The sequence below is a fragment of the Streptomyces sp. NPDC001194 genome (genome assembly GCF_042896985.1).
In the GTDB taxonomy this organism is placed as follows: Bacteria; Actinomycetota; Actinomycetes; order Streptomycetales; family Streptomycetaceae; genus Streptomyces.
The window spans coordinates 1-21206 of the sequence record NZ_JBIAXU010000034.1; the positions used below are offsets into that span (position 1 = coordinate 1).

At 73.2% G+C, this 21206-nt stretch carries 19 protein-coding genes; 7 read left to right on the plus strand and 12 right to left on the minus strand.

What is annotated here, in order from left to right; all coding sequences use genetic code 11:
* Positions 1-324 precede the first annotated feature (324 nt).
* Complete coding sequence (locus ACFY1T_RS35055; RefSeq protein ID WP_390791788.1) at positions 325-1542, minus strand: acetyl-CoA acetyltransferase; 1218 nt, start codon at positions 1540-1542, stop codon at positions 325-327.
* Between the two features lie 153 nt (positions 1543-1695).
* On the opposite strand from ACFY1T_RS35055, the gene ACFY1T_RS35060 reads away from it, so the two are divergent.
* Entirely contained in the window at positions 1696-2895 is a 1200-nt protein-coding gene (locus ACFY1T_RS35060) for an acyl-CoA dehydrogenase family protein (protein WP_390791789.1), read from the plus strand.
* A gap of 5 nt (positions 2896-2900) precedes the next feature.
* The gene (locus ACFY1T_RS35065; protein WP_030873291.1) at positions 2901-3374 is read left to right on the plus strand and encodes a nitroreductase family deazaflavin-dependent oxidoreductase; all 474 of its coding nucleotides are present in this window, start codon (positions 2901-2903) and stop codon (positions 3372-3374) included.
* A 133-nt stretch (positions 3375-3507) separates the two neighbouring features.
* Here ACFY1T_RS35065 and ACFY1T_RS35070 read toward each other — a convergent pair whose 3' ends face one another.
* On the minus strand, positions 3508-4155 hold the full coding sequence (locus ACFY1T_RS35070) for a TetR family transcriptional regulator (protein ID WP_053790587.1): 648 nt from the start codon (positions 4153-4155) through the stop codon (positions 3508-3510).
* A gap of 306 nt (positions 4156-4461) precedes the next feature.
* On the opposite strand from ACFY1T_RS35070, the gene ACFY1T_RS35075 reads away from it, so the two are divergent.
* The 3 genes from ACFY1T_RS35075 to ACFY1T_RS35085 all read left to right on the plus strand — a co-directional run bounded on the left by ACFY1T_RS35075 (position 4462) and on the right by ACFY1T_RS35085 (position 8449).
* Positions 4462-5262: a VOC family protein gene (locus ACFY1T_RS35075; protein WP_384716695.1), complete on the plus strand. Its 801-nt coding sequence runs from the start codon at positions 4462-4464 to the stop codon at positions 5260-5262.
* A 218-nt stretch (positions 5263-5480) separates the two neighbouring features.
* Positions 5481-7895, plus strand: coding sequence for a serine/threonine-protein kinase (locus tag ACFY1T_RS35080; protein ID WP_390791790.1), 2415 nt, complete (start codon positions 5481-5483; stop codon positions 7893-7895).
* Positions 7896-7951: 56 nt separating this feature from the next.
* Positions 7952-8449 carry a peptidylprolyl isomerase gene (locus tag ACFY1T_RS35085; RefSeq protein ID WP_390791791.1) on the plus strand — a complete coding sequence of 166 codons (498 nt, stop codon included), beginning with the start codon at positions 7952-7954 and terminating at the stop codon, positions 8447-8449.
* 100 nt (positions 8450-8549) lie between these two features.
* Here ACFY1T_RS35085 and ACFY1T_RS35090 read toward each other — a convergent pair whose 3' ends face one another.
* The 3 genes from ACFY1T_RS35090 to ACFY1T_RS35100 form a co-directional block, all read right to left on the minus strand.
* Positions 8550-9059 carry a hypothetical protein gene (locus ACFY1T_RS35090; protein ID WP_390791792.1) on the minus strand — a complete coding sequence of 170 codons (510 nt, stop codon included), beginning with the start codon at positions 9057-9059 and terminating at the stop codon, positions 8550-8552.
* Positions 9059-9562, minus strand: a complete 504-nt coding sequence (locus tag ACFY1T_RS35095) for a hypothetical protein (protein WP_390791793.1) — start codon at positions 9560-9562, stop codon at positions 9059-9061. Before ACFY1T_RS35095 ends, ACFY1T_RS35090 begins: the two co-directional genes overlap by 1 nt.
* Before the next feature lie 62 nt (positions 9563-9624).
* Positions 9625-10935: a hypothetical protein gene (locus ACFY1T_RS35100; protein ID WP_390791794.1), complete on the minus strand. Its 1311-nt coding sequence runs from the start codon at positions 10933-10935 to the stop codon at positions 9625-9627.
* Between the two features lie 188 nt (positions 10936-11123).
* Between ACFY1T_RS35100 and ACFY1T_RS35105 the strand changes: the two genes are divergently transcribed.
* Positions 11124-11606, plus strand: a complete 483-nt coding sequence (locus tag ACFY1T_RS35105) for a hypothetical protein (RefSeq protein WP_390791795.1) — start codon at positions 11124-11126, stop codon at positions 11604-11606.
* 33 nt (positions 11607-11639) lie between these two features.
* Here ACFY1T_RS35105 and ACFY1T_RS35110 read toward each other — a convergent pair whose 3' ends face one another.
* From ACFY1T_RS35110 to ACFY1T_RS35120, 3 genes are read right to left on the minus strand one after another with little or no spacing between them, the layout of a single operon-like run.
* Positions 11640-12416, minus strand: coding sequence for an enoyl-CoA hydratase/isomerase family protein (locus ACFY1T_RS35110; protein ID WP_390791796.1), 777 nt, complete (start codon positions 12414-12416; stop codon positions 11640-11642).
* Positions 12413-12892 (minus strand): Zn-ribbon domain-containing OB-fold protein, encoded by a 480-nt coding sequence (locus tag ACFY1T_RS35115; RefSeq protein WP_390791797.1) that lies wholly within the window; start codon positions 12890-12892, stop codon positions 12413-12415. The genes ACFY1T_RS35110 and ACFY1T_RS35115 overlap by 4 nt, the downstream gene beginning before the upstream one ends.
* A 4-nt stretch (positions 12893-12896) precedes the next feature.
* Complete coding sequence (locus tag ACFY1T_RS35120) at positions 12897-14048, minus strand: lipid-transfer protein (protein WP_390791798.1); 1152 nt, start codon at positions 14046-14048, stop codon at positions 12897-12899.
* Between the two features lie 86 nt (positions 14049-14134).
* Between ACFY1T_RS35120 and ACFY1T_RS35125 the strand changes: the two genes are divergently transcribed.
* Entirely contained in the window at positions 14135-15757 is a 1623-nt protein-coding gene (locus ACFY1T_RS35125) for a FadD3 family acyl-CoA ligase (RefSeq protein WP_390791799.1), read from the plus strand.
* Here the strand turns inward: ACFY1T_RS35125 and ACFY1T_RS35130 are convergent.
* The 4 genes from ACFY1T_RS35130 to ACFY1T_RS35145 all read right to left on the minus strand — a co-directional run bounded on the left by ACFY1T_RS35130 (position 15747) and on the right by ACFY1T_RS35145 (position 21100).
* Positions 15747-16319, minus strand: coding sequence for a Uma2 family endonuclease (locus tag ACFY1T_RS35130; RefSeq protein ID WP_390791800.1), 573 nt, complete (start codon positions 16317-16319; stop codon positions 15747-15749). The two genes, ACFY1T_RS35125 and ACFY1T_RS35130, sit on opposite strands and share 11 nt — an antisense overlap.
* A gap of 58 nt (positions 16320-16377) precedes the next feature.
* Positions 16378-17106, minus strand: coding sequence for a class I SAM-dependent methyltransferase (locus tag ACFY1T_RS35135; RefSeq protein ID WP_390791801.1), 729 nt, complete (start codon positions 17104-17106; stop codon positions 16378-16380).
* Between the two features lie 389 nt (positions 17107-17495).
* The gene (locus ACFY1T_RS35140) at positions 17496-17726 is read right to left on the minus strand and encodes a hypothetical protein (RefSeq protein WP_051806528.1); all 231 of its coding nucleotides are present in this window, start codon (positions 17724-17726) and stop codon (positions 17496-17498) included.
* 227 nt (positions 17727-17953) lie between these two features.
* The gene (locus ACFY1T_RS35145) at positions 17954-21100 is read right to left on the minus strand and encodes a BTAD domain-containing putative transcriptional regulator (protein ID WP_390791802.1); all 3147 of its coding nucleotides are present in this window, start codon (positions 21098-21100) and stop codon (positions 17954-17956) included.
* Positions 21101-21206: the final 106 nt, after the last annotated feature.

Below are 21206 nucleotides of genomic sequence, written 5' to 3' on the forward strand. Positions count from 1 at the left end.
GTCTGTTGTCTTTCCGGGGCGGGGCGGTCGGTCAAGGGTGGAGCGCAGCGACATCGCGCAGCGACGCGAACGAAGTGAGCGCCCTTGACGGACCGACCCGACACGGAAGGACAGTGGACTGACGGGACGCCCCCGGACACACCACCGACCCCGACCGCGTGGATCCCGCCCCCCGAAACCCCGCCCAACCCTCTCAACCCCGCGCCGCCAAGCCCCCCCGACCCCCCCGACCCCCCCCGACCCCCCCCGACCCCCCCGACCCCCCCCGACCCCCCCGACCCCCCCCGAACCCCCCCACCCCCCACCCCGAACGGCGAGACTCCCCTACCCCCGCCCCAGGACCAGCGTTCCCGACGAGCAGAACCAGCCGCCCGTGCCCGACGCCACCGCCACCTCCGGGAGGCGGCCTCCCCGGCGCGTGACCTGGCGGTCCGGGCCGGCCTCGCCGCGGAGCTGGCGGACCGCCTCGACGATCAGGAACAGGCCGCGCATGCCCGGGTGGCAGGCCGAGAGGCCGCCGCCGTCGGTGTTGACCGGGAGTTCGCCGTCCCGCAGCAGGCGGCCCTTCTCCACGAAGGCCCCGCCCTCGCCCTTCGCGCAGAAGCCGAGGTCCTCCAGGGTCACCAGGGTCATGTACGTGAACGCGTCGTAGATCTGCGCGATGTCGACGTCCGCCGGGGTCACCCCCGCCCGCTCGAACGCCATGCGGCCCGAGACCGCGGCCGGGGAGACCGTGAAGTCCTCCCATTGCGACATCGTCGTATGCGAGACCGACGTGCCCGAGCCCAGGATCCAGACCGGCTCCTTCGCCGTGTCCGGTACGTAGTCCTCCGCCGCCAGCAGCACCGCGCAGCCGCCGTCCGAGCGGATGCAGCAGTGCAGCTTCGTGAACGGGTCCGCGATCATCTCGCCGGACAGGACCTCGTCGACCGTGATCGGTTCGCGGAACATCGCGTCCGGGTTCGTCGCCGCGTTCGCCCGGGCCTGGACCGCCACCGAGGCGAGCTGTTCGAGCGTCGTCCCGTATTCGTGCATGTGGCGGCGCGCGGCCATGGCGTACTTCGAGACCAGCGTGTGTCCGTACGGCACCTCGAACTGCAGCGGTCCGCGCGCTCCGAAGGAGAGGTTCGAGGTGCGCCTGCGGGCCTTGATGTCGGCCCGGGCCGTCGAGCCGTAGACCAGCAGCACGGCGTTCGCGTGCCCCGCCGCTATCGCGTCCGCCGCGTGCGCCGCCATGACCTCCCAGGTCGAGCCGCCCACCGAGGTGGAGTCGACCCAGGTGGGGCGCAGCCCCAGGTACTCGGCCACCTCCACTGGTGCGAGGACGCCGAGGCCGGCCGAGGCGAAGCCGTCGATGACGGAGCGGTCCAGGCCGGAGTCGGCCAGCGCGCGGCGGGCGGCCTGTGCGTGCAGGGCGTACGGGGTGGGGCCGTCCACCCGGCCGCAGTCGGAGAGGGCGACCCCGACGACGGCGACCCGGCGGCGTCCGTCGCGGGGTTCTGTCGTGGGTCCGGGCATGGGTCCGGGCGTGAGTCCAGGCATGTACCAGAACGTACATCTGACGTAGTGTCAGTTTCTAGCCCGTGCGACGCGGTCTCCGCGGCCCGCGCCGATCCCCGGGGCTCCCGCCCCCTGTGCATCTGCCGCCGCTCGCCCTAACATGACGGCCCGTCAGATACGGGGAGGAGCCCGACGATGGATGCCGCCTTCACCGCGGAGCAGGACGAGATGCGCCGCACCCTGCGCGAGATCCTGGGCAAACGCTGCGGTCCGGACGAGGTCAAGGCCGCCGTCCGCACCGCCGCCGGACACGACCGCGAGCTCTGGCAGCGGCTCGCGCAGCAGCTCGGCCTGCCCGGCATCGCCGTCGCCGAGGAGTACGGAGGCGTCGGCTGCACCCCCGCCGACCTGGCGCTGGCCTGCGAGGAGACCGGCCGGGCGCTGCTGCCGTCGCCGCTGCTGGCCACCGCCGCGCTCGCCGTACCGCTGATCACCGCCCTCGGCACCGCAGCCCAGCGCTCCGGGCTGCTCCCGGCGCTCGCCGCCGGCGGGCTCACCGCCGCCCTCGCCGTCCCCGGCCCGGCCCTCTCCACCGCCCTCGCGCTGACCGGCGACAACACCCCCGGGGAGTGGGCCGGCGGGGGCCGGGCCGGCGGGGTGCAGGCCCGGCCCGGCGAAGGCGGTGACTGGCGGCTGTACGGGGAGGCCGCCCAGGTGCTCGACGGGCACAGCGCCTCCCTGCTGCTGGTCGCCGCGCACACCGGCGGCTTCGCCCGGAGCCGGACCCTGCTCTTCCTCGTACGGGAGGACGCGCCCGGCCTGGCCCGGTCGCGACAGGCCACCCTCGACGAGACCCGGCCACAGGCCCGCGTCCAACTGCGCGACACACCGGCCGAGTTGCTCGGTGCCGACGCCGACAACGCCACCGGCGACGCCGTCCTCGACGCGCTCGCCGCCACCGGGCGCACCGCCGCCGCCGTCCTCGCCTGCGAGGCGGTCGGCGCGGCCGGGCAGGCGCTGGCCCGCACGGTGGAGTACGTACGCCAGCGCGAGCAGTTCGGGCGGCCCATCGGGTCGTTCCAGGCCGTCAAGCACCGGCTGGCCGACCTCTACGTACACGTCCAGGCGGCCCGCTCGGCGGCCTACTACGCCGCCTGGGACCCGCGGCAGGGCGGTCTCGCCCTGGCCCAGGCCCTCGAAGCCCTGCGGATCACGGCCGGTGAGGCGATCCAGCTGCACGGCGGCATCGGCTTCACCTGGGAGCACGACGCGCACCTGTACTTCAAGCGGGCCGCGGCCGACGAGCTGCTCTTCGGCCCCGTCCACCGGCTGCGGGCGCACGCCGCCCACCGCTCGGGCCTGTTCACCACCCCACAAGAGAAGGTGGCCGTCTGATGGCAATGGCAGCCGGCGTCAAGCTGATGCAGAAGGTCTCCTCGACCATGCTGTTCGCCAAGCTCGCACCGCACTTCATCCCCGCCATGGACAAGGCCGTGCACAAGCTGACCCGCGGCAAGGTCATGCTCAGCGCCCAGATGCTCCCCGGCGTGATCCTGACCGCCAAGGGCGCGAAGACGGGCGAGCCGCGCACCACGCCGCTCGCCTGCATGCCGGAGGAGGGGGGCGTCAGCTGGCTCCTGATCGGCTCCAACTTCGGCCGCCCCGGACATCCGGCGTGGACCGCGAACCTGCTCAAGCATCCTGACGCGGAGGTGAGTTGGAAGGGTCAGGACATCGCCGTACGGGCCCGGTTGCTGGAGGGTGCGGAGCGCGCGGCGGCGTGGCAGGCCGTGCTGGGGTTCTGGCCGCCGTACGCGACGTACCAGGCGCGCATCGAGCGCGAGATCCGGCTGTTCCGCCTGGAGCGTCGCTGATCGCGGCGGCCGGCCGGCAGGAGAACGGGAAGGGCGAGCGGGAACGAGCGGGAAGACGAGCGTGGAGCACGAGCGGGATCGGGGGAGGGGCGCGGAGGAGGGAGGGCGGCGGACCCCGAGGGAGGGTCCGCCGTTACTTGGTCGGCTTCTTCCCGGTGATGCCCAGGTGGACGAGCAGCGCCAGGTTCGGCTTGAGCTCGGCCTGCTTGACGCCCCAGGTCTGGAATCCCTTCTGGTGCGAGGCGACCGCGGCCAGCATCGCGACCAGCGAACCCGCCATCGCCGCCGGGCTGAGGTCCTTGTCGACCTTGCCCTTGGCCTGGAGCTCCTTCATCGATTCCGTGAGGGAGTTGGTGACGGAGTTCAGGATCTTCATGCGGATCTTGTAGAAGCGCTTGTCGCCCTCGGCCGCGCCGAGGTCGACGACCCGCAGGATCGCGTCGTTGCGCCGCCAGAAGTCCAGGAACCCCTCTACGAGTTCCTCGGCGGCCTGCCAGCCGGCCTTGCCGACCCAGTTGCGGCCCTCGACGAGCGCCGTCAACTGCGCGCCCTCCGTGGCCATTTGCTCGGCGATCTCCAGGACGGCGCCCTCGACGTCCGGGAAGTACTGGTAGAAGGTCGCGGGGGAGGTGCCGGCCTTGCGGGCGACGTCGATCACCTTGACGTCGCGGTACGGCGAGGAGCTGAGCATCTCGCTGAGGCAGTCGAGCAGCTTCTGCCGCGTCGCCTGACCGCGCCGGCCGGCCACGCGGCCGTCGACGGTGCGTACTTGTCCTGTCATGCCGTCAGCTTACCGAGGGGTGATCTGCGCGCGATTCGGCCGCCTGCAAATGGGGTTACGTGACACCTGGCCTGGGCGAAGACGGCGCCCCGGGCCGCTCCGGGTGGCGGTTTCCGGGCGGCGGACGTGCCGATTCCGGGCGCATTCCGCATAGATCCGGTGCGAAATCAGGCCGGGCGCAGCCCCGCGCACCCCGCCCGCTTCCTCTCGAAATCCCCCGATTAGTCTTATCAACAGGCTGTGGACAAGTTTTCGGGCAGATCATGGCTGAGGGGCACAGAGGGGCACAACGGAAGGAACCGGGCCATGGCCGCATTCGCGGAGGGCACACCCTGCTGGGTGGACGCCTCGCTGCCGGACGTCGAGGCCGGCAAGCGCTTCTACGGTGAGCTCTTCGGGTGGACCTTCTCCGCCGGGGCCGGCCCCGAGTACGGCGGTTACACCCAGGCCTACAGCCGCGGCCGCAACGTCGCCGCCCTCGCCCCCAAACCCGACGGCCGCATGCCCACCGTCTGGGGGATCTACCTCTACACCGTCGACGCCTACGCGTGCGCCGCCCGCATTCGCGCCTCCGGCGGCCAGATGGTCATGGACCCCCAGCCGGTGGGCCCGTACGGCGGCGCCGCACTGGCCGCGGACCCCGGCGGGGCCGTCTTCGGCCTGTGGCAGCCCGGCACCCACCACGGCTTCGACGCCCAGCAGGAGCCGTACACGTACTGCTGGAGCGAGGTCTACACGCGCGCCCGCGACGCGGTCGACGTCTTCTACGCCAACGTCTTCGGTTACGTCCCCGAGGACCAGGACGACGCGGGCAGCGGCGTCGAGTACCGGCTGTGGTCCCCGCCCGGCAGCCGGCCCGGGGCCGAGACCGCCGTCCTGGGGCGCAGCCTGATCACCGACGCGTTCCCGGAGATCATGCCGGCGCACTTCCTCGTGTACTTCGCCGTCCCGGACGTCGACGAGTCCGTCGCGACGGTGAAGCGGCTCGGCGGCCGCGTCACCGCCGACCCCTTCGACACGCCGCACGGGCGGATCGCGGTCGTCGCCGACAACCAGGGCGCGGTGTTCGCCCTCCTCTCGGAGCCCCGTACGGGTACGCACGGGTAGGGGGTGTCCGAGGGGATGCCCGAGGGGATGGCCGAGGGGACGTCCGCGGTCGGGCCCGGACTGTGACGACGCGCCCCTCGCGCGGGCCTGACAGAATCGGGGTTGCGCGACCCCGGGCGGCGCCCGGGGTGAGACGCTGCACGGGGCCGACCGCCGTGCCGGCGCGCGTGCAGGTGGGAACGGGCCCGGCGAGGGCCCGTACGGGGATTGTGAGGCGAGTGGTGGAGCAGCTGACGCAGCACGACCCGAGACGGATCGGCCCCTTCGAGGTGCTGGGACGGCTCGGCGCCGGCGGCATGGGGCTGGTCTATCTCGCGCGGTCGGCATCCGGGCGCCGGGTGGCGATCAAGACGGTGCGGACCGAGCTCGCCGAGGACCAGCTGTTCCGGGTGCGCTTCACCCGTGAGGTGGAGGCGGCGCGGGCCGTGTCCGGCTTCTACACCGCGGCCGTGGTCGACGCCGACCCGCGGGCCGCCGTGCCGTGGCTGGCGACCGCGTACGTCCCGGCGCCCTCGCTGGAGGAGATCGTCAACGAGTGCGGGCCGATGCCCGCCCAGGCCGTACGGTGGCTCGCCGCCGGCATCGCCGAGGCCTTGCAGTCCATCCACGGCGCCGGCCTCGTCCACCGCGACCTGAAGCCGTCCAACGTGCTCGTCGTCGAGGACGGCCCGCGCGTGATCGACTTCGGCATCGCGAGCGGCGTCTCCAACACCCGCCTGACCATGACGAACGTCGCCGTCGGCACGCCCGCGTACATGTCGCCCGAGCAGGCGAAGGACTCGCGCAGCGTCAAGGGCGCCAGCGACGTCTTCTCGCTCGGCTCCACCCTCGTCTTCGCTGCGACCGGCCATCCGCCGTACCACGGGGCCAACCCGGTGGAGACGGTGTTCATGCTGCTGCGCGACGAGCCCAACCTGGAGGGGCTCCCGGACGAGCTGCGGCCGCTGATCGACTCCTGCATGCAGATGGACGCGACCCAGCGCCCGACCCCGGCCGACCTGCAGGCACAGCTCGCCCCGCACCTCTTCGACGGCGGCGACGACAGCGGCACCGCCTCGGCGTGGCTGCCCGGCCGGGCCGTCGCCATGATCGAGGCCCGGCGGGCGGGGCAGCGTACGGCCGCCGCGCCGGTCCCGGCACCCGGCCGTTCCCCCGGGCGCGGCTCCGACGCCGCGACGCACCGCAGGGAGCCGCGCGGCGCCTCCGGCGCCGATCCGTGGGTCGACCCGCGCACCGGCCAGGCCGTCCCCCAGCGTCCGCAGCACCCGCCGCGGCCGGCGTCCCCGGCGCCGTCCGGCGAGCCGGTCCGGCTCGGCGGCTCGCCGGTCCCGATCGGGCCCGGGCCGCGTACGGGCACCGCGGCGCCCGCCGCGCACGCGGCCGCCGCCGACTCGGCGACCGGCTGGGTCCGCCCGCCGGGCGGCGGCGGGGCCGCCTCCCACGCCCCCGCGTCCTCCTCCGTTTCGGCCGTGGTGCCCTCGCCCGCCGCCGGACCCGACAGCGGCCGCTGGCGGCCCTGGCGCTTCCGCATGTCCAATGAGGTCTGGGGCACCCCGACCGTCGCCGGCGACCTGCTGTACGTGACCTCCTTCGAGGTCCACGCGCTGGACGTGGCCAGCGGCCGCCGCCAGTTCAAGACCCGCGACGTCGCCTGGTCCATGGCCGTCGCGGACGGCCGCATCCACGCCTCCGACGGCCCCTCCCTCTACGCCCTCGACGCCGCGGACGGCTCCGAGCGGTGGCGGCTGAACACCGACGCCTGGGTGTACGCGCTGCGCGCCGACCGGGGCACCGTCGTCACCGCCACGCGCGGCGGCGGCGTACAGGGCCGGGAGGCCTCCAACGGCCAGAAGCTGTGGGAGCTGACCGGCGCCCAGAGCGACTTCGAGACCCCGGAGGCGGCCCCCGTCCTGCACGAGGGCACGGTGTACGTGTGGCAGGACGCGCGGCTGCGCGCCCTGGACGCCCGCAGCGGCCGCGAGGCCTGGTCGTACCCGGTCGGCGACGCCGCCTCCTGCGGCAACGTCCCCGTACGGGTCACCCCGGCCCCGGACGGCAACGTCTACATCGCGGCCGGCACCCGCGTGCTGTCCGTGGACCGGGCCTCGGGCCGGGTCCGCTGGCACTTCGAGGCCCCGGCGGTCTTCCTGGCCGCCCCGGCCTTCGCGCCCGGCGCGGCGGTCACGGGCGGCGGGGTCTACCTCGCCGACTACCTGGGCACGGTGTACGCCCTGGACGCGGCCACCGGCCAGGACCGCTGGCGGATCGCGACGGAGGCACGGCAGTCCTCGGACCCGGTGGTCGTCGCGAACGGCAACGTCCACCTGGGCGCCGGCAGCGCGCTGTACACGCTCGACGCGGTCACCGGCACCCCGAAGTGGCGCTTCGCGGCGGGCGGCGAGATCACCGGCCTGCCGGCGGTCGCGGACGGCCGGGTGCACTTCGGCTCGGCCGACCACTGCCTGTACACCCTCGACGCGGCGGGCGGCCAGCTGCGCTGGAAGCTGGCCACGGGCGGGGAGATCACGGGCGCCCCGGTGGCCGAGGCGGGCGTGGTCTACGCATGCAGCAAGGACCGCTGCGTGTACGCCCTGGACGCGGCCAAGGGCACGGGCACCCGTACGGCCGGGTGAGGGTTTTCGGGCCCCTCCGAGTCGCGTGCGGCACCGGGAGTGACAGGATGGACCCCATGAGCAACGTTTACTTCGACATCAACATCGACGGCAAGCCCGCCGGCCGCATCGTCTTCAGCCTCTTCGACGAGGTCGTTCCGCAGACGGCGAAGAACTTCCGCGAGCTGGCCACCGGCCAGCACGGGTTCGGCTACGCGGGCTCGCCGTTCCACCGCGTCATCCCGCAGTTCATGCTGCAGGGTGGCGACTTCACCAACCAGAACGGCACCGGCGGCAAGAGCATCTACGGCGAGAAGTTCGCCGACGAGAACTTCACGCTGAAGCACGACCGCCCGTACCTGCTGTCGATGGCGAACGCCGGCCGCAACACCAACGGCTCGCAGTTCTTCATCACCACGGTCGTCACCCCGTGGCTGGACGGCAAGCACGTCGTCTTCGGCGAGGTCGTCGAGGGCTCCGAGATCGTCGACGCGATCGAGAAGCTCGGCACCCCCTCGGGCGCCACTCGCGGCAAGATCGAGATCGCCGCTTCGGGCGTCGTCGAGAAGGCCTGATCGACCCCGCACCACCCGCCGTACCGGCTGGTCGGCCCCGCCCCCCTCACGGGGGGTCGGGGCCGCCGCCGTGTCCGGGGCGCTCCCGCCGCCGTCCGGGTCAGAGCTTGCGCACGCCGTGCCAGCTCCAGCCCGCCCCGAGGACCGTCTTGCGCAGCGGGTCCTTCAGGTCGCGGGTGTCCAGGCGGAACGACTCCACCTTCCGGCGGCTGCCGTCGGGTCCCCGCTCGAAGGTCCACTCCTTCTGCCTGTGCCGGATGGGCCCGCGGCCGTGCTCGCGCTGCACGGTCCGGCCCGGCGGGCTCCCGGCCCGGGTCACCGCCCACTGCTCGTCCATGGCCCGCACCTCCCGCTCCGCCGGGAGCAGGCGCATCCAGACCTTGAAGGTCCGTTCGACCTGCCGGCGGTTCAGGCCGGTGCCGGTGGGGGGCTCCATGACCTTCCAGTCCGCGACCAGGTCGGCGCCCCCGCTGCCCGCCTCGCGGACGCTGAACACCACACCGGTGCCGTTCAGGGCGAGCAGCGCGGCCCGCAGTTCCGTGGTGGGGATCGCCGTCGCGCCGTCGTCGGCCCGTACGGTGCCCATGTACCGGTCCCAGAGGCGGCCCATCAGCCGGTTCCTTCCCCCGTGTCGAGGCGCACCGTGCGCAGGAAGGCCTGGAAGTCGGGCAGGAGGCCTTCCTCCTGCGCCGCCGTCGAGGTCAGGACGAGCCGGACCACCGCGCGCCGGTGCGGGTTGGCGAGGTCCAGGACGACCAGGTAGACGTGGGACTGGACGAGGTCGCGGCGCACCCCGCCCGCGGTGGCCGACAGGGTCAGCCGCTGGGCCAGGCCGGGCGAGGTCTCGGAGCCGAGCTCACGGCGGCTGGTCACCGTCACCGACTCGGCGCCGCCCTGGCGCAGGCGCTCCACCGACTCCCCGGCCATGTCGGCGAGCGTCGCCCCGTCCGGGCGGAAGTCGCCGTCGACGGTGATGTTGGCGGTGAACCCGTCGTCGGGCTGCGGATACAGCGCGATGAACGCCACGCCGGGTGCGCCCACCTCGTCCGGAGGTGCGGCCTCCCAGCCTTCCGGCAAGCCGAACTCGATGGGCACCGGCAGGGTCGTGGGCATCTCAGGCCCTCCTTCCACGGGGGGAGTGCGGGGTGTACGGGGAGTACATCAGGCGGGTGCGGTCAGTCGAACCAGCTCGTGACCTCGTCCTTGACCGAGCCGGCCGTGTCGCCCACCCAGTCGGCCGCGTCGCCCGCGGCGTCCTTGACCTTGCCCGGGTCGACCGTGAACTCGCCGCCCACGGCGCCGCCGAGGCCGAGGGCGAGGCCCACCTTGCCTCCGAAGTGGTACTTGCCGTCATCGCCCTTGCCGAAGGTGACCTTGGCTTCCGCGCCCGCGCCGTACCAGCCTTCGGCGGTGGCGCCGGCGCCGAGCCCGGCGACCTCCGCGCCCGTGGCGACGCTGGCCTTCTCGCCTGCGAAGGCCTTCACGCCGGCGTTGACGCCGTCCTTGCCCGCCCCGAGGCTGGCGGAGGCCTCGCCGCCCGCGAATCCCTCGAAGCGCCCGTAGCCGCCGACGACGCCGTAGTTGGCGTGTCCCTCGAGCATCGCCCGGACGCCCGCCGAGACCTCGGCCTTGCTGGTGAGGCCCTTGTCGTTGAAGCCCCAGTTCGCGGTGGACCTGGCTCCGACGTAGATGTCGTCGACCCCGCCGAGATTGAACCGGCCGTTGTTGTACTCGCCCTTGTACGTCATGTGGAAGAGGTCGGCGTACGCCTTCATCGACCCCTCCTTGCCGTACTTGGTGCCGGTGAGCTTGAATCCGGCGTCCGGCCCGGTGATCGTGAGCCCGTCGTCTTCCTTGGGCTTGTCCGCGGAACCGTCGTCGAGCTTCTTCGGGGCCTTGTCCAGGTCGCCCTCGGCGTAGCGGTTGAATCCGGTGAGGGTTTCGTCGTCGCCCTTGCCGAGGGCGTCCCGGTTGCTGTCGATGACGGCGGCGCTGAGGGCGGTCTTGACGTTGGCGTCGAGTTCGGCGACGGCCTTCACGCGGTCGTCGATGTGCTTCTGCCACTTGGTGACGGCGTCGCTCACCGTCTTCTGGCCGTCGGGGTCGTGGTGGTACGCGCTGCGCTCGGAGGGCGTCAGCTTCGACCAGTCGAACGCCACGTGTCCCTGCTCGGAGACCGTCATGCCGGCGGCTATCGCGTCGTCGCGCGCGCTCTCCAGCTTGTTCTTCAGATCGGTGAACTTCTCGTGCGCATCGCGCAGCAGGCTCCCGATCGCCTTCGCCTGGGCCTGCGCGGCGGTGTATTCGTAGCGGGTCGCCGCGAAACTCGTGTGGGCGGTCTGCTGGCTGACCCCGTTCCAGGTTTCCCCGCCCAGCGTGATCTTCTGCACGGAATCGCCGTACCGGGTCTCGACCTTTTTCAGCTCACCCGCCATTTCCTCCCATTTGGCGGCTGCCGTGGTCAACAGACCCAGGTCCGTGGTCATGACTTCGTAGTAGGTCAGCACCGGATCCCCTTACAGATTTCACAGCGTCTTCACCTTCGACTGCGCCGCAAGGAACCGGACATGGTGCGCCTCCCCGTTGGCCGGGTTTGATCATATGCATGGCAACTGTGAACGGGGCAAGCGGTGATAGCGTGGCCCGCCGTTGTCCAGGGGAGGGGTTTCGAGCCATGGTGGCTGGACGTCGGATCAGGTTCACCGCGGTGCTGGTCGCGGTCGTGTTCGCGCTGACCGGATTTTCGTCCAGCGGGCACGGTCACGGCTCGAAGAGCAGCGGCAGCGGCGGCGGCTGCTCCAGCTCCAAGAAGCGGAGCAGCTACAACAGCAGCAGCAGCGGCAGCACCAGTGGCAGCAACGGCAGTGGCAAGTCGAGCCCGTCGCCCACCAAGAGCGCCGGCCCGCCCGCCCATGCCCAGGTCGTCACCTGCGCCGGTCCCGGCAGCCCGCAGGCCGTCCTCAAGGTGACCTCGGACGTCGACACCACGCGCCTCGTCAACGTGCCCGTGGTCTTCCAGGGCGCGGGCGGCGTCGTGGAGCGCACCACCGTCCCGGTCTCCCTCAAGGCCCGCGATACGCAGACCGTCACCGCCAAGATGACCCGGAAGGACAAGGCGGCCGACGTCGGCTCCTGCGTCGTCGGCACGATCAACTAGCGGCCGGCCGGGCGGCCCGGGCGCCTCGTCCGGCTAGCGGATCCGCGGATCCGGCGCCGCCCGGCGCCCCGTGAACAGGTCCGCCTGCCGCTCCGGGGAGAGGTTCCCCAGCGCGATCAGCGCCGGGGCCTGCGCCAGCGCCTGCTGCAGCGCGGCCTGCTTCGCCGACCACAGGGCCCGTACGGTGCCCTGCACGGCCTCCGTCGGATACCCGGCCAGCGTCGCGGCCGCCCGCAGCGCCGCCGCCGGGAGCTCTCCGGGCTCGGCCAGCTCCGAGACCAGGCCGATCTCGTACGCCCGCCGCGCGGAGAGCCGTTCCGCCGTCCCCATCAAGGACATCCGGGCGGCCTCCCCGAACGGCATCCGCTGCGCCATGTACACGGCCTCGTACGCGCTGACCATCCCGTACGCCGTATGCGGATCGAAGTAGGTCGCCGTCGAGGAGGAGACGATGAACTCCGACTCGCCCAGCAGGTAGAAAGCCCCGCCGCAGGCCATGCCGTTGACGGCGGCGACCACGGGCTTCCACAGGTCGTTCGCCTTCGGGCCGATCGCCACCAGCGGATCGTCCACCGAATACGGGGAGGACGGCTGGGGGACCTCCACCCCGCGGTCGATGCCCGTGCAGAAGGCCGCCCGTCCGGCGCCCGTCAGCACGACCGCCCGTACGTCCTCCTCGTACCGGAACTCCCGCCACACCGCCGCCAGTTCCGCGGCCGTCGCCAGGTCGATCGCGTTGTGCCTGCGCTCCCGGTCCAGGGTGACGACCGCGACCCCGCTCGCCTTGTCCCGCTCCACCCGTACCGTCACTGCTTCTCCAGCACCCAGCGCGGCACGGTCATCCCGCCAACCTGCGTGAACACGACCTGGACGCGGGCTCCGATGCGCAGGCGGGCCGGGTCCACGGAGTCCAGCGGGGCGTCGGCCGAGGTGACGAGGTTCCCGGCGAGGCGGATGTGCGGGGCGTCGGCGAGCTCCACGAGGATCACGTTGTACGGGGCCTGCGCGGCGTACGCGGGCAGCAGCGGCGGGTGCGGCCGTACGTACGACCAGATCCGGCCGCGCCCGCTCATCGGACGCCACTCGGAGCCGAAGGACTGGCAGTGCGGGCAGCACGGGCGGGGCGGGAAGCGGAGCCGGCCGCACGCGGTGCAGGCCTGGACGCGGAGCTCGCCCAGGGCGGCGTACTCCCAGAAGGGGGCGCCGTCCTCGTCGGGGACGGGCAGCAGCAGCTCCTCCGCGGAAGCCGGGGCGGAGTCGGCGGCGGAGGCCGTGGTGGTGGTCATGGGGTCAGCTCCTCAGCAGGATCGCGGACGTCGGGACACCCTCGCCCGCCGTCACCAGGCAGGTCGCCGCGTCCGGCACCTGGGCGGTGGAGACCCCCCGGAGCTGCTTGACGCCCTCGTTGATCAGGTTGAAACCGTGCACGTAGGCCTCGGACAGTCCGCCGCCCCCGGTGTTGATCGGGAGCCGGCCGCCCATCTCCAGGGCCCCGCCCTCGGTGAACGCGGCGCCCTCGCCGCGCCCGCAGAAGCCGTAGCCCTCCAGGGACAGCGGGATGAGCGGGGTGAAGGCGTCGTAGATCTGGGCCACGTCCACGTCCTGGGGCCCGAAGTCGGCCTGCTTCCACAGGTGCCGGGCGGCGGTCCAGGCGGGCCCGGACAGCGGGTCGTCGTTCCAGTAGTTGACCATGCCGTGGTGCTGGGCGGGCAGGCCCTGGGCGACGGAGTGGACGTAGACGGGCTTGTGGCGGCAGTCGCGGGCCCGCTCGGCGGAGACGATCACGCAGGCCAGTGCCCCGTCGGTCTCCAGGCAGTTGTCGAAGAGGCAGAGCGGATCACTGATCATCCGGGAGGTCATGTACATCTCGCGGGTCAGCGGGCGCTCGTACATCATCGCGGCCGGGTTCTCGTTGGCCCGGTTGCGGCAGGCCATCGCCACGTTGAAGAGGTGGTCGCGGGTGGCGCCGTACTCGTGCATGTAGCGGCGGGCCAGCATCCCGATCTCGTCGGCGGGGCGCAGCAGCCCGAAGGGGCGCGTCCACTGGCCGGGGGTGGGCAGCTGGACGGCGGTGTTCTTCCACGGGCGCGGGCCGGAGCCGCGTTTGCGCGAGCGCCAGGCGACGCCCACGGTCGCCTGCCCGGTGGCGACGGCCGCGGCGAGGTGGCCGACGGTGGCGCAGGAGCCGCCGCCGCCGTAGCCGATCTTGGAGAAGAAGGTGACGTCGCCGGCGCCGATGGCCTTGGCGACCTCGACCTCGTCGGTCTCCTCCATCGTGTACGAGGAGAACGCGTCGACTTCCGAAGGCGCTATTCCGGCGTCCGCGAGCGCGGCGAGGATGGCGCGACAGGCCAGTTCCTTCTCGGACTCGGGAAGCCTTTTGGCAAAGGCGGTCTGGCCGATCCCGACTATCGCCGTAGCGTCCTTGAGCGTTGTCGCCATCGCCACCTCCGGAGCTGCACCAGTACTGACAGCCGCGAAGGCTACAGCTAATCTGACGGATAGTCAGCTACTGGGAGGGGTGTGCGATGACCGAAGACGCGCGGGGGGATCTGCGCTGGGGCAGCGTCGCGGGACTGGTGCGCGAGGCGGCCGCACGGTACGCCGACCGCGAGGCCGTCGTCGACGGACGCGTCCGCATCGACTACGCGCAGCTCGGAGAGCGCGTGGAGCGGGCCGCGGCCGCCGCCATCGCGGCCGGGATCGAGCCGGGGGACCGCGTCGCCGTCTGGGCCCCCAACACCCTGGAGTGGATCGTCTCCGCGCTCGGCGCGGTCTCGGCGGGCGCCGTACTCGTCCCCCTCAACACCCGTTTCAAAGGCTCCGAAGCCGCGTACGTCCTGCGGCGCAGCCGGGCCAGACTCCTCTTCGTCACCGGCACCTTCCTCGGCACCTCGTACGTCGCCTCCCTGCGCCGCGCCGCGGCCGAAGGGGAGGGCCGCGGGCCGCTGCCCGGACTGCCGCACCTCGAACAGGTCGTCGTCCTCGCCGAGGACGCCCCGGACGACTTCCGCACCTGGAAGGAGTTCCTGGCCGGCGGCGACGGGACCGGCGCCGGGACCGTGCGCGAGCGCGCCGAGTCGATCCGCCCCGACTCCCCCTCCGACATCATCTTCACCTCGGGCACCACCGGCAGCCCCAAGGGCGCCGTCATCACCCACGCCCAGTCGCTGCGCTGCTACGACGTCTGGAGCGAGCTCGCCGGACTGCGCGAGGGCGACCGCTACCTGATCGTGAACCCCTTCTTCCACACCTTCGGCTACAAGGCCGGCATCATCGCCTGCCTGATGCGCGGGGCCACGATGGTCCCGCAGCCCGTCTTCAACGTGGACACCGTCCTCGCCAACATCGCCGCCGAGCGGATCTCCGTGCTGCCCGGCCCGCCCACCCTCCACCAGTCCCTCCTCGACCACCCCCAGCGCGACCAGCACGACCTGTCGGCGCTGCGCCTGGTCGTCACCGGCGCCGCCGTCGTCCCGCTCCAGCTCGTCGAACGGCTCCGCGGCGAACTGCACATCGCCACCGTGCTCACCGCGTACGGGCTCTCCGAGGCCAGCGGCATCGTCACCATGTGCCGCCGCGGGGACCCGGCCGAGGTCATCGCCTCGACCTCGGGACGGGCCATCCCCGACACCGAGGTGAGGATCGCCGACCAGCACGGGCGGGCCCGTCCGGCCGGCACCGCGGGGGAGGTGTGGGTACGGGGCCACCACGTCATGCAGGGCTACTTCGAGGACCCGGCCGAGACCGCCGCGGCCGTCACCCCCGACGGCTGGCTGCGCACCGGCGACGTCGGGGTCCTCGACGCCGAGGGCAACCTGCGCATCACCGACCGGATCAAGGACATGTTCATCGTCGGCGGGTTCAACGCCTACCCGGCCGAGATAGAGCAACTCCTCGGCCTGCACCCGGACATCGCCGACATCGCCGTCGTCGGCGTCCCCGACCCGCGCCTGGGCGAGGTCGGCAAGGCGTACGCGGTGCGCCGCCCCGGCTGCACCCTCACCGCCGACGACCTGATCGCCTGGTCCCGCCGCGAGATGGCCAACTACAAGGTCCCGCGCGAGGTCGAGTTCGTCGCCGAGCTGCCGCGCAACGCGAGCGGAAAGGTCCTGAAGCGCGAACTCCGCGCCCGCCCGGTCAGGGGGTGAGCGTGCCCAGGTCGATGTCCACGGGGAACGGCACCGCCACCTTGAGCCGGTCGCGGTGGATCCCGGTCGGAACGTACGTCCGGGTGACGGTGTCCAGCTCGTAGACGTGCACGACGGGCTCGCCCTGCTCGTCCTCGACCCGCCAGAAGTGCGGGATCCCGGCCTGGGCGTACTTGAAGGGCTTGATCGAGCGGTCGCGGTCCGCCGACTCCTCGGACACCACTTCGATCACCACGACGACCTCTTCGGGGAGGTAGCGGGTGCGGTCGGGGTCGTAGGCGGCCGTCGTGGCCAGGATGTCCGGCTCGGGGCGGCTCCTCTCGTCGAGGCGGACGGTCATTTCCCGCTCGATCTCGATGCCCTCGGGTGCGGCCTTCCTCAGGCTGAAGGTCAAGCTCTCCACGAGCCGGGCGTGCCAGGACCGCTGCGGGGACACCATGAAGATCAGCGCTCCGTCGATGAGCTCGGTGTGCCGGGGGGCCTGGGGCCAGTGGTCGAGGTCGTCCGCTTCCCAGCCGCTGGGGCGGGGCGGGAGCATCCATCCCGGGAGCTCGGCTGCCATGGGGTCCTCCTGGGGGTGCTCGGCCAGCCTACTGGGCGGGGCGTGCTGGTACCGGCGCTTAGTCGGCCTTGCGGGCCAGGACCAGGCGCCAGCGCGGGGTTCCGTCGTCGCGGCGGCCGAAGTGGTCCAGGGGGACCGTCTCCACCGTGAAGCCGGCCGCGCGCAGGTCGGCGCGGACGCCGCCCAGCGGGAAGGTCCGGTAGTACATGACGAACGGCGGCCGCCACACGGCGTTGCGCACCCGCATCGCCGCGTCGAAGCCCGCCACCGCCCACCACACCCAGGAGACCGGCCGCAGCGGGGCTCCGATCGGGAACGCGAAGAGGCCGCCCGGGCGCAGCGCCGCGTGGACTCCGGAGAAGAGGCCGGGCCGCTCGGCCGGGAGGAAGTGGCCGAAGGCGCCGAAGCTGACGGCCAGGTCGTACGAGTCCGCCGATTCGGCCGGCAGCGCCCGCGCGTCGGCCCGTACGAGGTCGACCCGCTCGTCGGGGTGCGCCCGCGCCGCCTCGGCCAGCATGCCCGCGCTCAGGTCCACCCCGGTCACCCGGCCCCGGCACAGCCGGAGCAGCATCCCGAGCCCGGCCCCGGTCCCGCAGCACACGTCGAGCCCGGACCCGAAGGAGCCCTCCCGCTGGGCGAGCGTCTCCTCGACGGCGTCGAGCATGCGGTCGGGGGTGCGGAAGGGCGTCCGGTCGAACTTGGGCGAGAGCAGGTCGTACCCGCGCTCGACGGAGGAGAGGGCCTGCACGGCGAGCTCGCGGACGGTGGGTCCCTGTGAGGTGAACACGGGCCCAGCCTAATGAGGGCGGGCCCGGGAACGGGGCGCTCCCGCGCGATCACGAGGGCACCGGCCGGACCGTTACACCCCGGCGCCGTTCCACCCCGGCGCCGCGCCGCGCCGCGGCGCGGCCCTCGCGTGCCTCCGGAAGGCGCACCGTACGCGCGCGCACGACGGCGGCCGCGGTGGCTCCCCCTCCGGGCCACCGCGGCCGCCGTCCTTGTTGTGCTCCCCCGTCGTACGTGCTCCCGGTGGTTCCCCCGTGACCCCACCGGGCCGTGCTCCCCCGTGACCGCGTGGGGTTCCCCCGAATCCCCGCGCGGCCCCAGTCGGTCCGGTTCCCCGTATCCCCCGTGGAACCGGACCCCCCCGTCCCCCGCTGTCCCCCGTGGGACGTCTTACGGACGCGGACCCGAGGCGTGGTTGTCCATGGCCACGATGTCCTCGCCCGAAGCCGGCTTCTTCTCCAGCGGCTTGATCTCGATGCCGGAGGCGTGGTTGTCCATCGGCGTGATGTCGACGCCCGGTGCCAGGCTGTCGTCGAGCGGCTTGATCTCGATGCCGGACGCGTGATTGTCCATCGGCTTGATGTCGCCGTCGTTCGGCAGGATGTTCTCGTTCGTCGTCATCGGTTCTCCTGATGGATGGGTCGGGCCCGTTCGGCGATTCCCCCGCGGACCGCCGAACGGGTGGTCCTCCAGACGACTTCCGCGCCCCCCGACGCGGTGAGTCGATGTATCCATCTTGGCGGGCGGCGATAAACGAACGATGAATGCCTCGTTCATCAGCCGATCATCAGGCGGCGGGCAGCCGGCCGGCGGCGAACGGGCAGCCGATCACCGCAGCTCAAGGCCGGTCAGGCCGCAATCTCCGCGGCGAGCAGGGCCTGCACTTCGGCCAGTTCCGCGGACTTCAGCTGCTTGAAGACGACCTCCGCGTCCCGCCAGCACACCCGCGCCCGGTCCCGCTGCCCCAGCCGCCGCAGCGCCTTGCCCAGCACCGTCAGCACGGTCGCCCGCCGCCACTCCCCACCGATCCCGCGCAGCGCGATGGCCTGCTCGGCGTGCGCGGCGGCCAGCGTGGGCCGGTGCGCGGCCAGGTGGGCCACCGCGAGGCGGAAGTGCGTCACGCCCTCCCACAGCGGCTGCCGGTTGTCGTGGAACAGCGAGAGCGCCTCGGTCAGCTGGTCCTGCGCCTCGCCGAGCCGTCCGGCCTCGGTGAGGGCGATGCCCAGCGCGTAGCGGCCGTTGGCCAGGCGCAGGGTCAGGCCCATCCGGTCGTATATGGCGATGCCCTGCTGGGCGAGGTCGATGGCGCTGGTCAGCCGCCCCAGTTCGACGTGGATCCGGGAGAGGTTGCACAGGGCGCTGGCCTCGCCGATGTGGTTGCCGTCGGCGCGGAAGTTCTCGATGGCCTCCAGCAGGTACCGCTCGCCGTCGGCGTGCCGGCCCTGGTAGAGGGCGATGATCCCGCGGTCGTTGGGCGCCCAGCAGCTGGGCAGCGGGTCGCCGGCCTCGCGGGCGAGGTCCATGGCCTGGCGGGCCTCCTCGTCGGCCTCGCCGAAGCGGCCCGCGACCAGGTGGACGTTGGTGAGGGTGGTCCGGGCCCGGCCCTCCGCGTGCGGGTCCTTCGCGGCGTGCGCGGCGTCGCGCAGGGCCACGGCGGCCGACTCGTACTGCTTGGAGTTGGCCCCCGACTCGGCGAGGTCCTTCGCCGCCCACAGCAGGTCGACGGAACGGCGCAGCACGTCGACCACGCTGCCCCGCCCGGTCGAGCGTACGGAGGCCTGCCGGACGCAGGCCAGCAGCGGGTCCGCCTCGGCGTACAGCCAGTCCAGGGCGGCGCGGGGCTCGGCGAAGCGCAGCCCGGGGTAGTGGGTCGCGGACAGGTGGGCGGGGAGCCGGTCGCCGGGGCGCTCGACCGCGTACACCGCGGAGGCGGTGGCGAGGTAGAAGTCCAGCAGCCGGTCCAGGGCGGCGTCGCGGCCGCTCGGCGGCAGCTCGTCGCGCTCGGCGCACGCACGCGCGTAGAGGCGTACGAGGTCGTGGAAGCGGTAGCGGCCGGGCGCGGCCGATTCGAGGAGGGAGCAGTCGACTAAGGCTTCGAGGAGGTCCTCGGTGTCGTACTCGGGCAGGTCGAGTACGGCGGACGCGGCCGCCAGCGAGATGTCGGGCCCGTCGGCGAGGCCGAGGAGGCGGAACGCGCGCTGCTGCTCGGGCTCCAGCTGCCCGTACCCGAGCTCGAACGTGGCCTTGACGGCGAGGTCGCCCGCCTGGAGCTCGTCGAGCCGGCGGCGTTCGTCGGCCAGCTTCGCGGCGAGGACGGACACGGTCCAGGTGCGGCGGGCGGCCAGCCGGGAGGCGGCGATGCGGATGGCGAGCGGCAGGAAACCGCAGGCGCCGACGACGTCGAGGGCGGCCTGGCGTTCGGCGCCGACACGCTCCGCGCCCACGATCCGGGTGAACAGCTGGAGGGCCTCCTCGGGACTCATCACGTCGAGGTCGACGAGATGGGCCCCGGCGAGGCCCGCCATGCGGACCCGGCTGGTGACGAGCGCGGCGCAGCCCGCGGTGCCCGGCAGCAGCGGGCGGACCTGGGCGGCGTCGCGGGCGTTGTCGAGCAGGACCAGGACGCGGCGGCCGTCGAGCGTGGACCGGTACAGCGCGGCCCGCTCGGCGGCGCTGTCCGGGATGGCCGTGTCGGGGGTGCCGAGGGCGCGCAGGAACGAGCCGAGGACGGCGACGGGTTCGGCGGGCCGCGGCTCGGTGCCCTGGAGGTCGACGTAGAGCTGCCCGTCGGGGAAGTGCGGGCGCGCGGCGTGCGCGACGTGCACGGCGAGGGTGGTCTTGCCGACGCCGCCGATGCCGGCGAGCGCGGAGACGGCCATGACCTGGCCGCCGACGCCCGACAGAATCTCGCCGAGCTCGCTGACGAAGGGGGCGCGGCCGGTGAAGTCGGCGACAGTGGCGGGCAATTGGGCAGGCCTCACGAGTGCGGGCGCGGCGGCCGGGGCCGGGTCCTCGGCGCAGGCGAGTTCGGCGTCCGCGCGCAGGATGCGCTGCTGGAGCGCGGCGAGTTCGGGACGGGGGTCGACGCCGAGCTCGTCGGCGAGGAGCCGGCGGGTGTCGGCGTACACGGCGAGCGCCTCGGCCTGGCGGCCGCTGCGGTACAGGGCGAGCATGAGGAGCTCGCGCAGCCGCTCGCGCAGCGGGTGGGCGGCGGTGAGGGCGGTGAGCTCGGAGACGGCCTCGGCGTGGTGGCCGACCTCCAGGTCGAGGTCGAGGCGGGTCTCCAGCAGCTGGAGGCGCCATTCCTGGAGCCTCGTGCGCTCGGTGTCCGCGTGCGGGCCGGGGACCCCGGCGAGCGGTTCGCCGTCCCAGAGGTCGAGCGCGCGGTCGAGCAGCGTACGGGCCAGGATGCGGTCGCCGGCGCCGCGGGCCTGCTCGGCTTCGGCGGCGAGGCTGCGGGCGACGCCGAGGTCGAGGGCGTCGGCGGGGGTGTGGATGGCGTAGCCGCCGGACTCGGTGACGAGCATGCCGGGCGCGAGGACCTTGCGCAGGCGGGAGGCGTACGTACGGATCGTGGCGAGGGCCTGCTGCGGCGGGTCCTCGCCCCAGATCGCGTCGATCAGCTCGGGCGCGGTGGCGGTCCGGCCGCCGCGCAGCAGGAGCGCGGCGAGCAGGGCGCGCTGCTGGGGGGTGCCGGAGGGCAGCGCCTCGCCGCCGCGCCAGGCGCGGATGGGGCCGAGGACGGCGAAGCGGCAGGGGGCGGGCGTGGCGTCGGCGGCGGGCGTGGCGGCCTCGGTGGCGGCGGCGGGAGGGGCGTGCGTGGCGGCCTCGGTCTCCGTGGCGGGAGGAGCGGGTGTGCCGGTTGCGGTGTCCGCGGCGGGAGCGGCGGTGGAGTCGGGCCGAGTCCCGGTCGTGGCGTCCGGCGCGGCAGCAAAGTGGCGCCGGGCTGCCTCGGGGTGGTTCCGCTGGTGCGGGATGGCCGGTATGCCGTCCATCTGTCGTCCCCCCTGCCTTCCGTCGGTGTAAGGGCCAGTCTGCCCTGTCTTGCGCTTACCCGTCAGCCCGTGTCGGACCGATCACCCCCCAACTAGCTGACGGTTC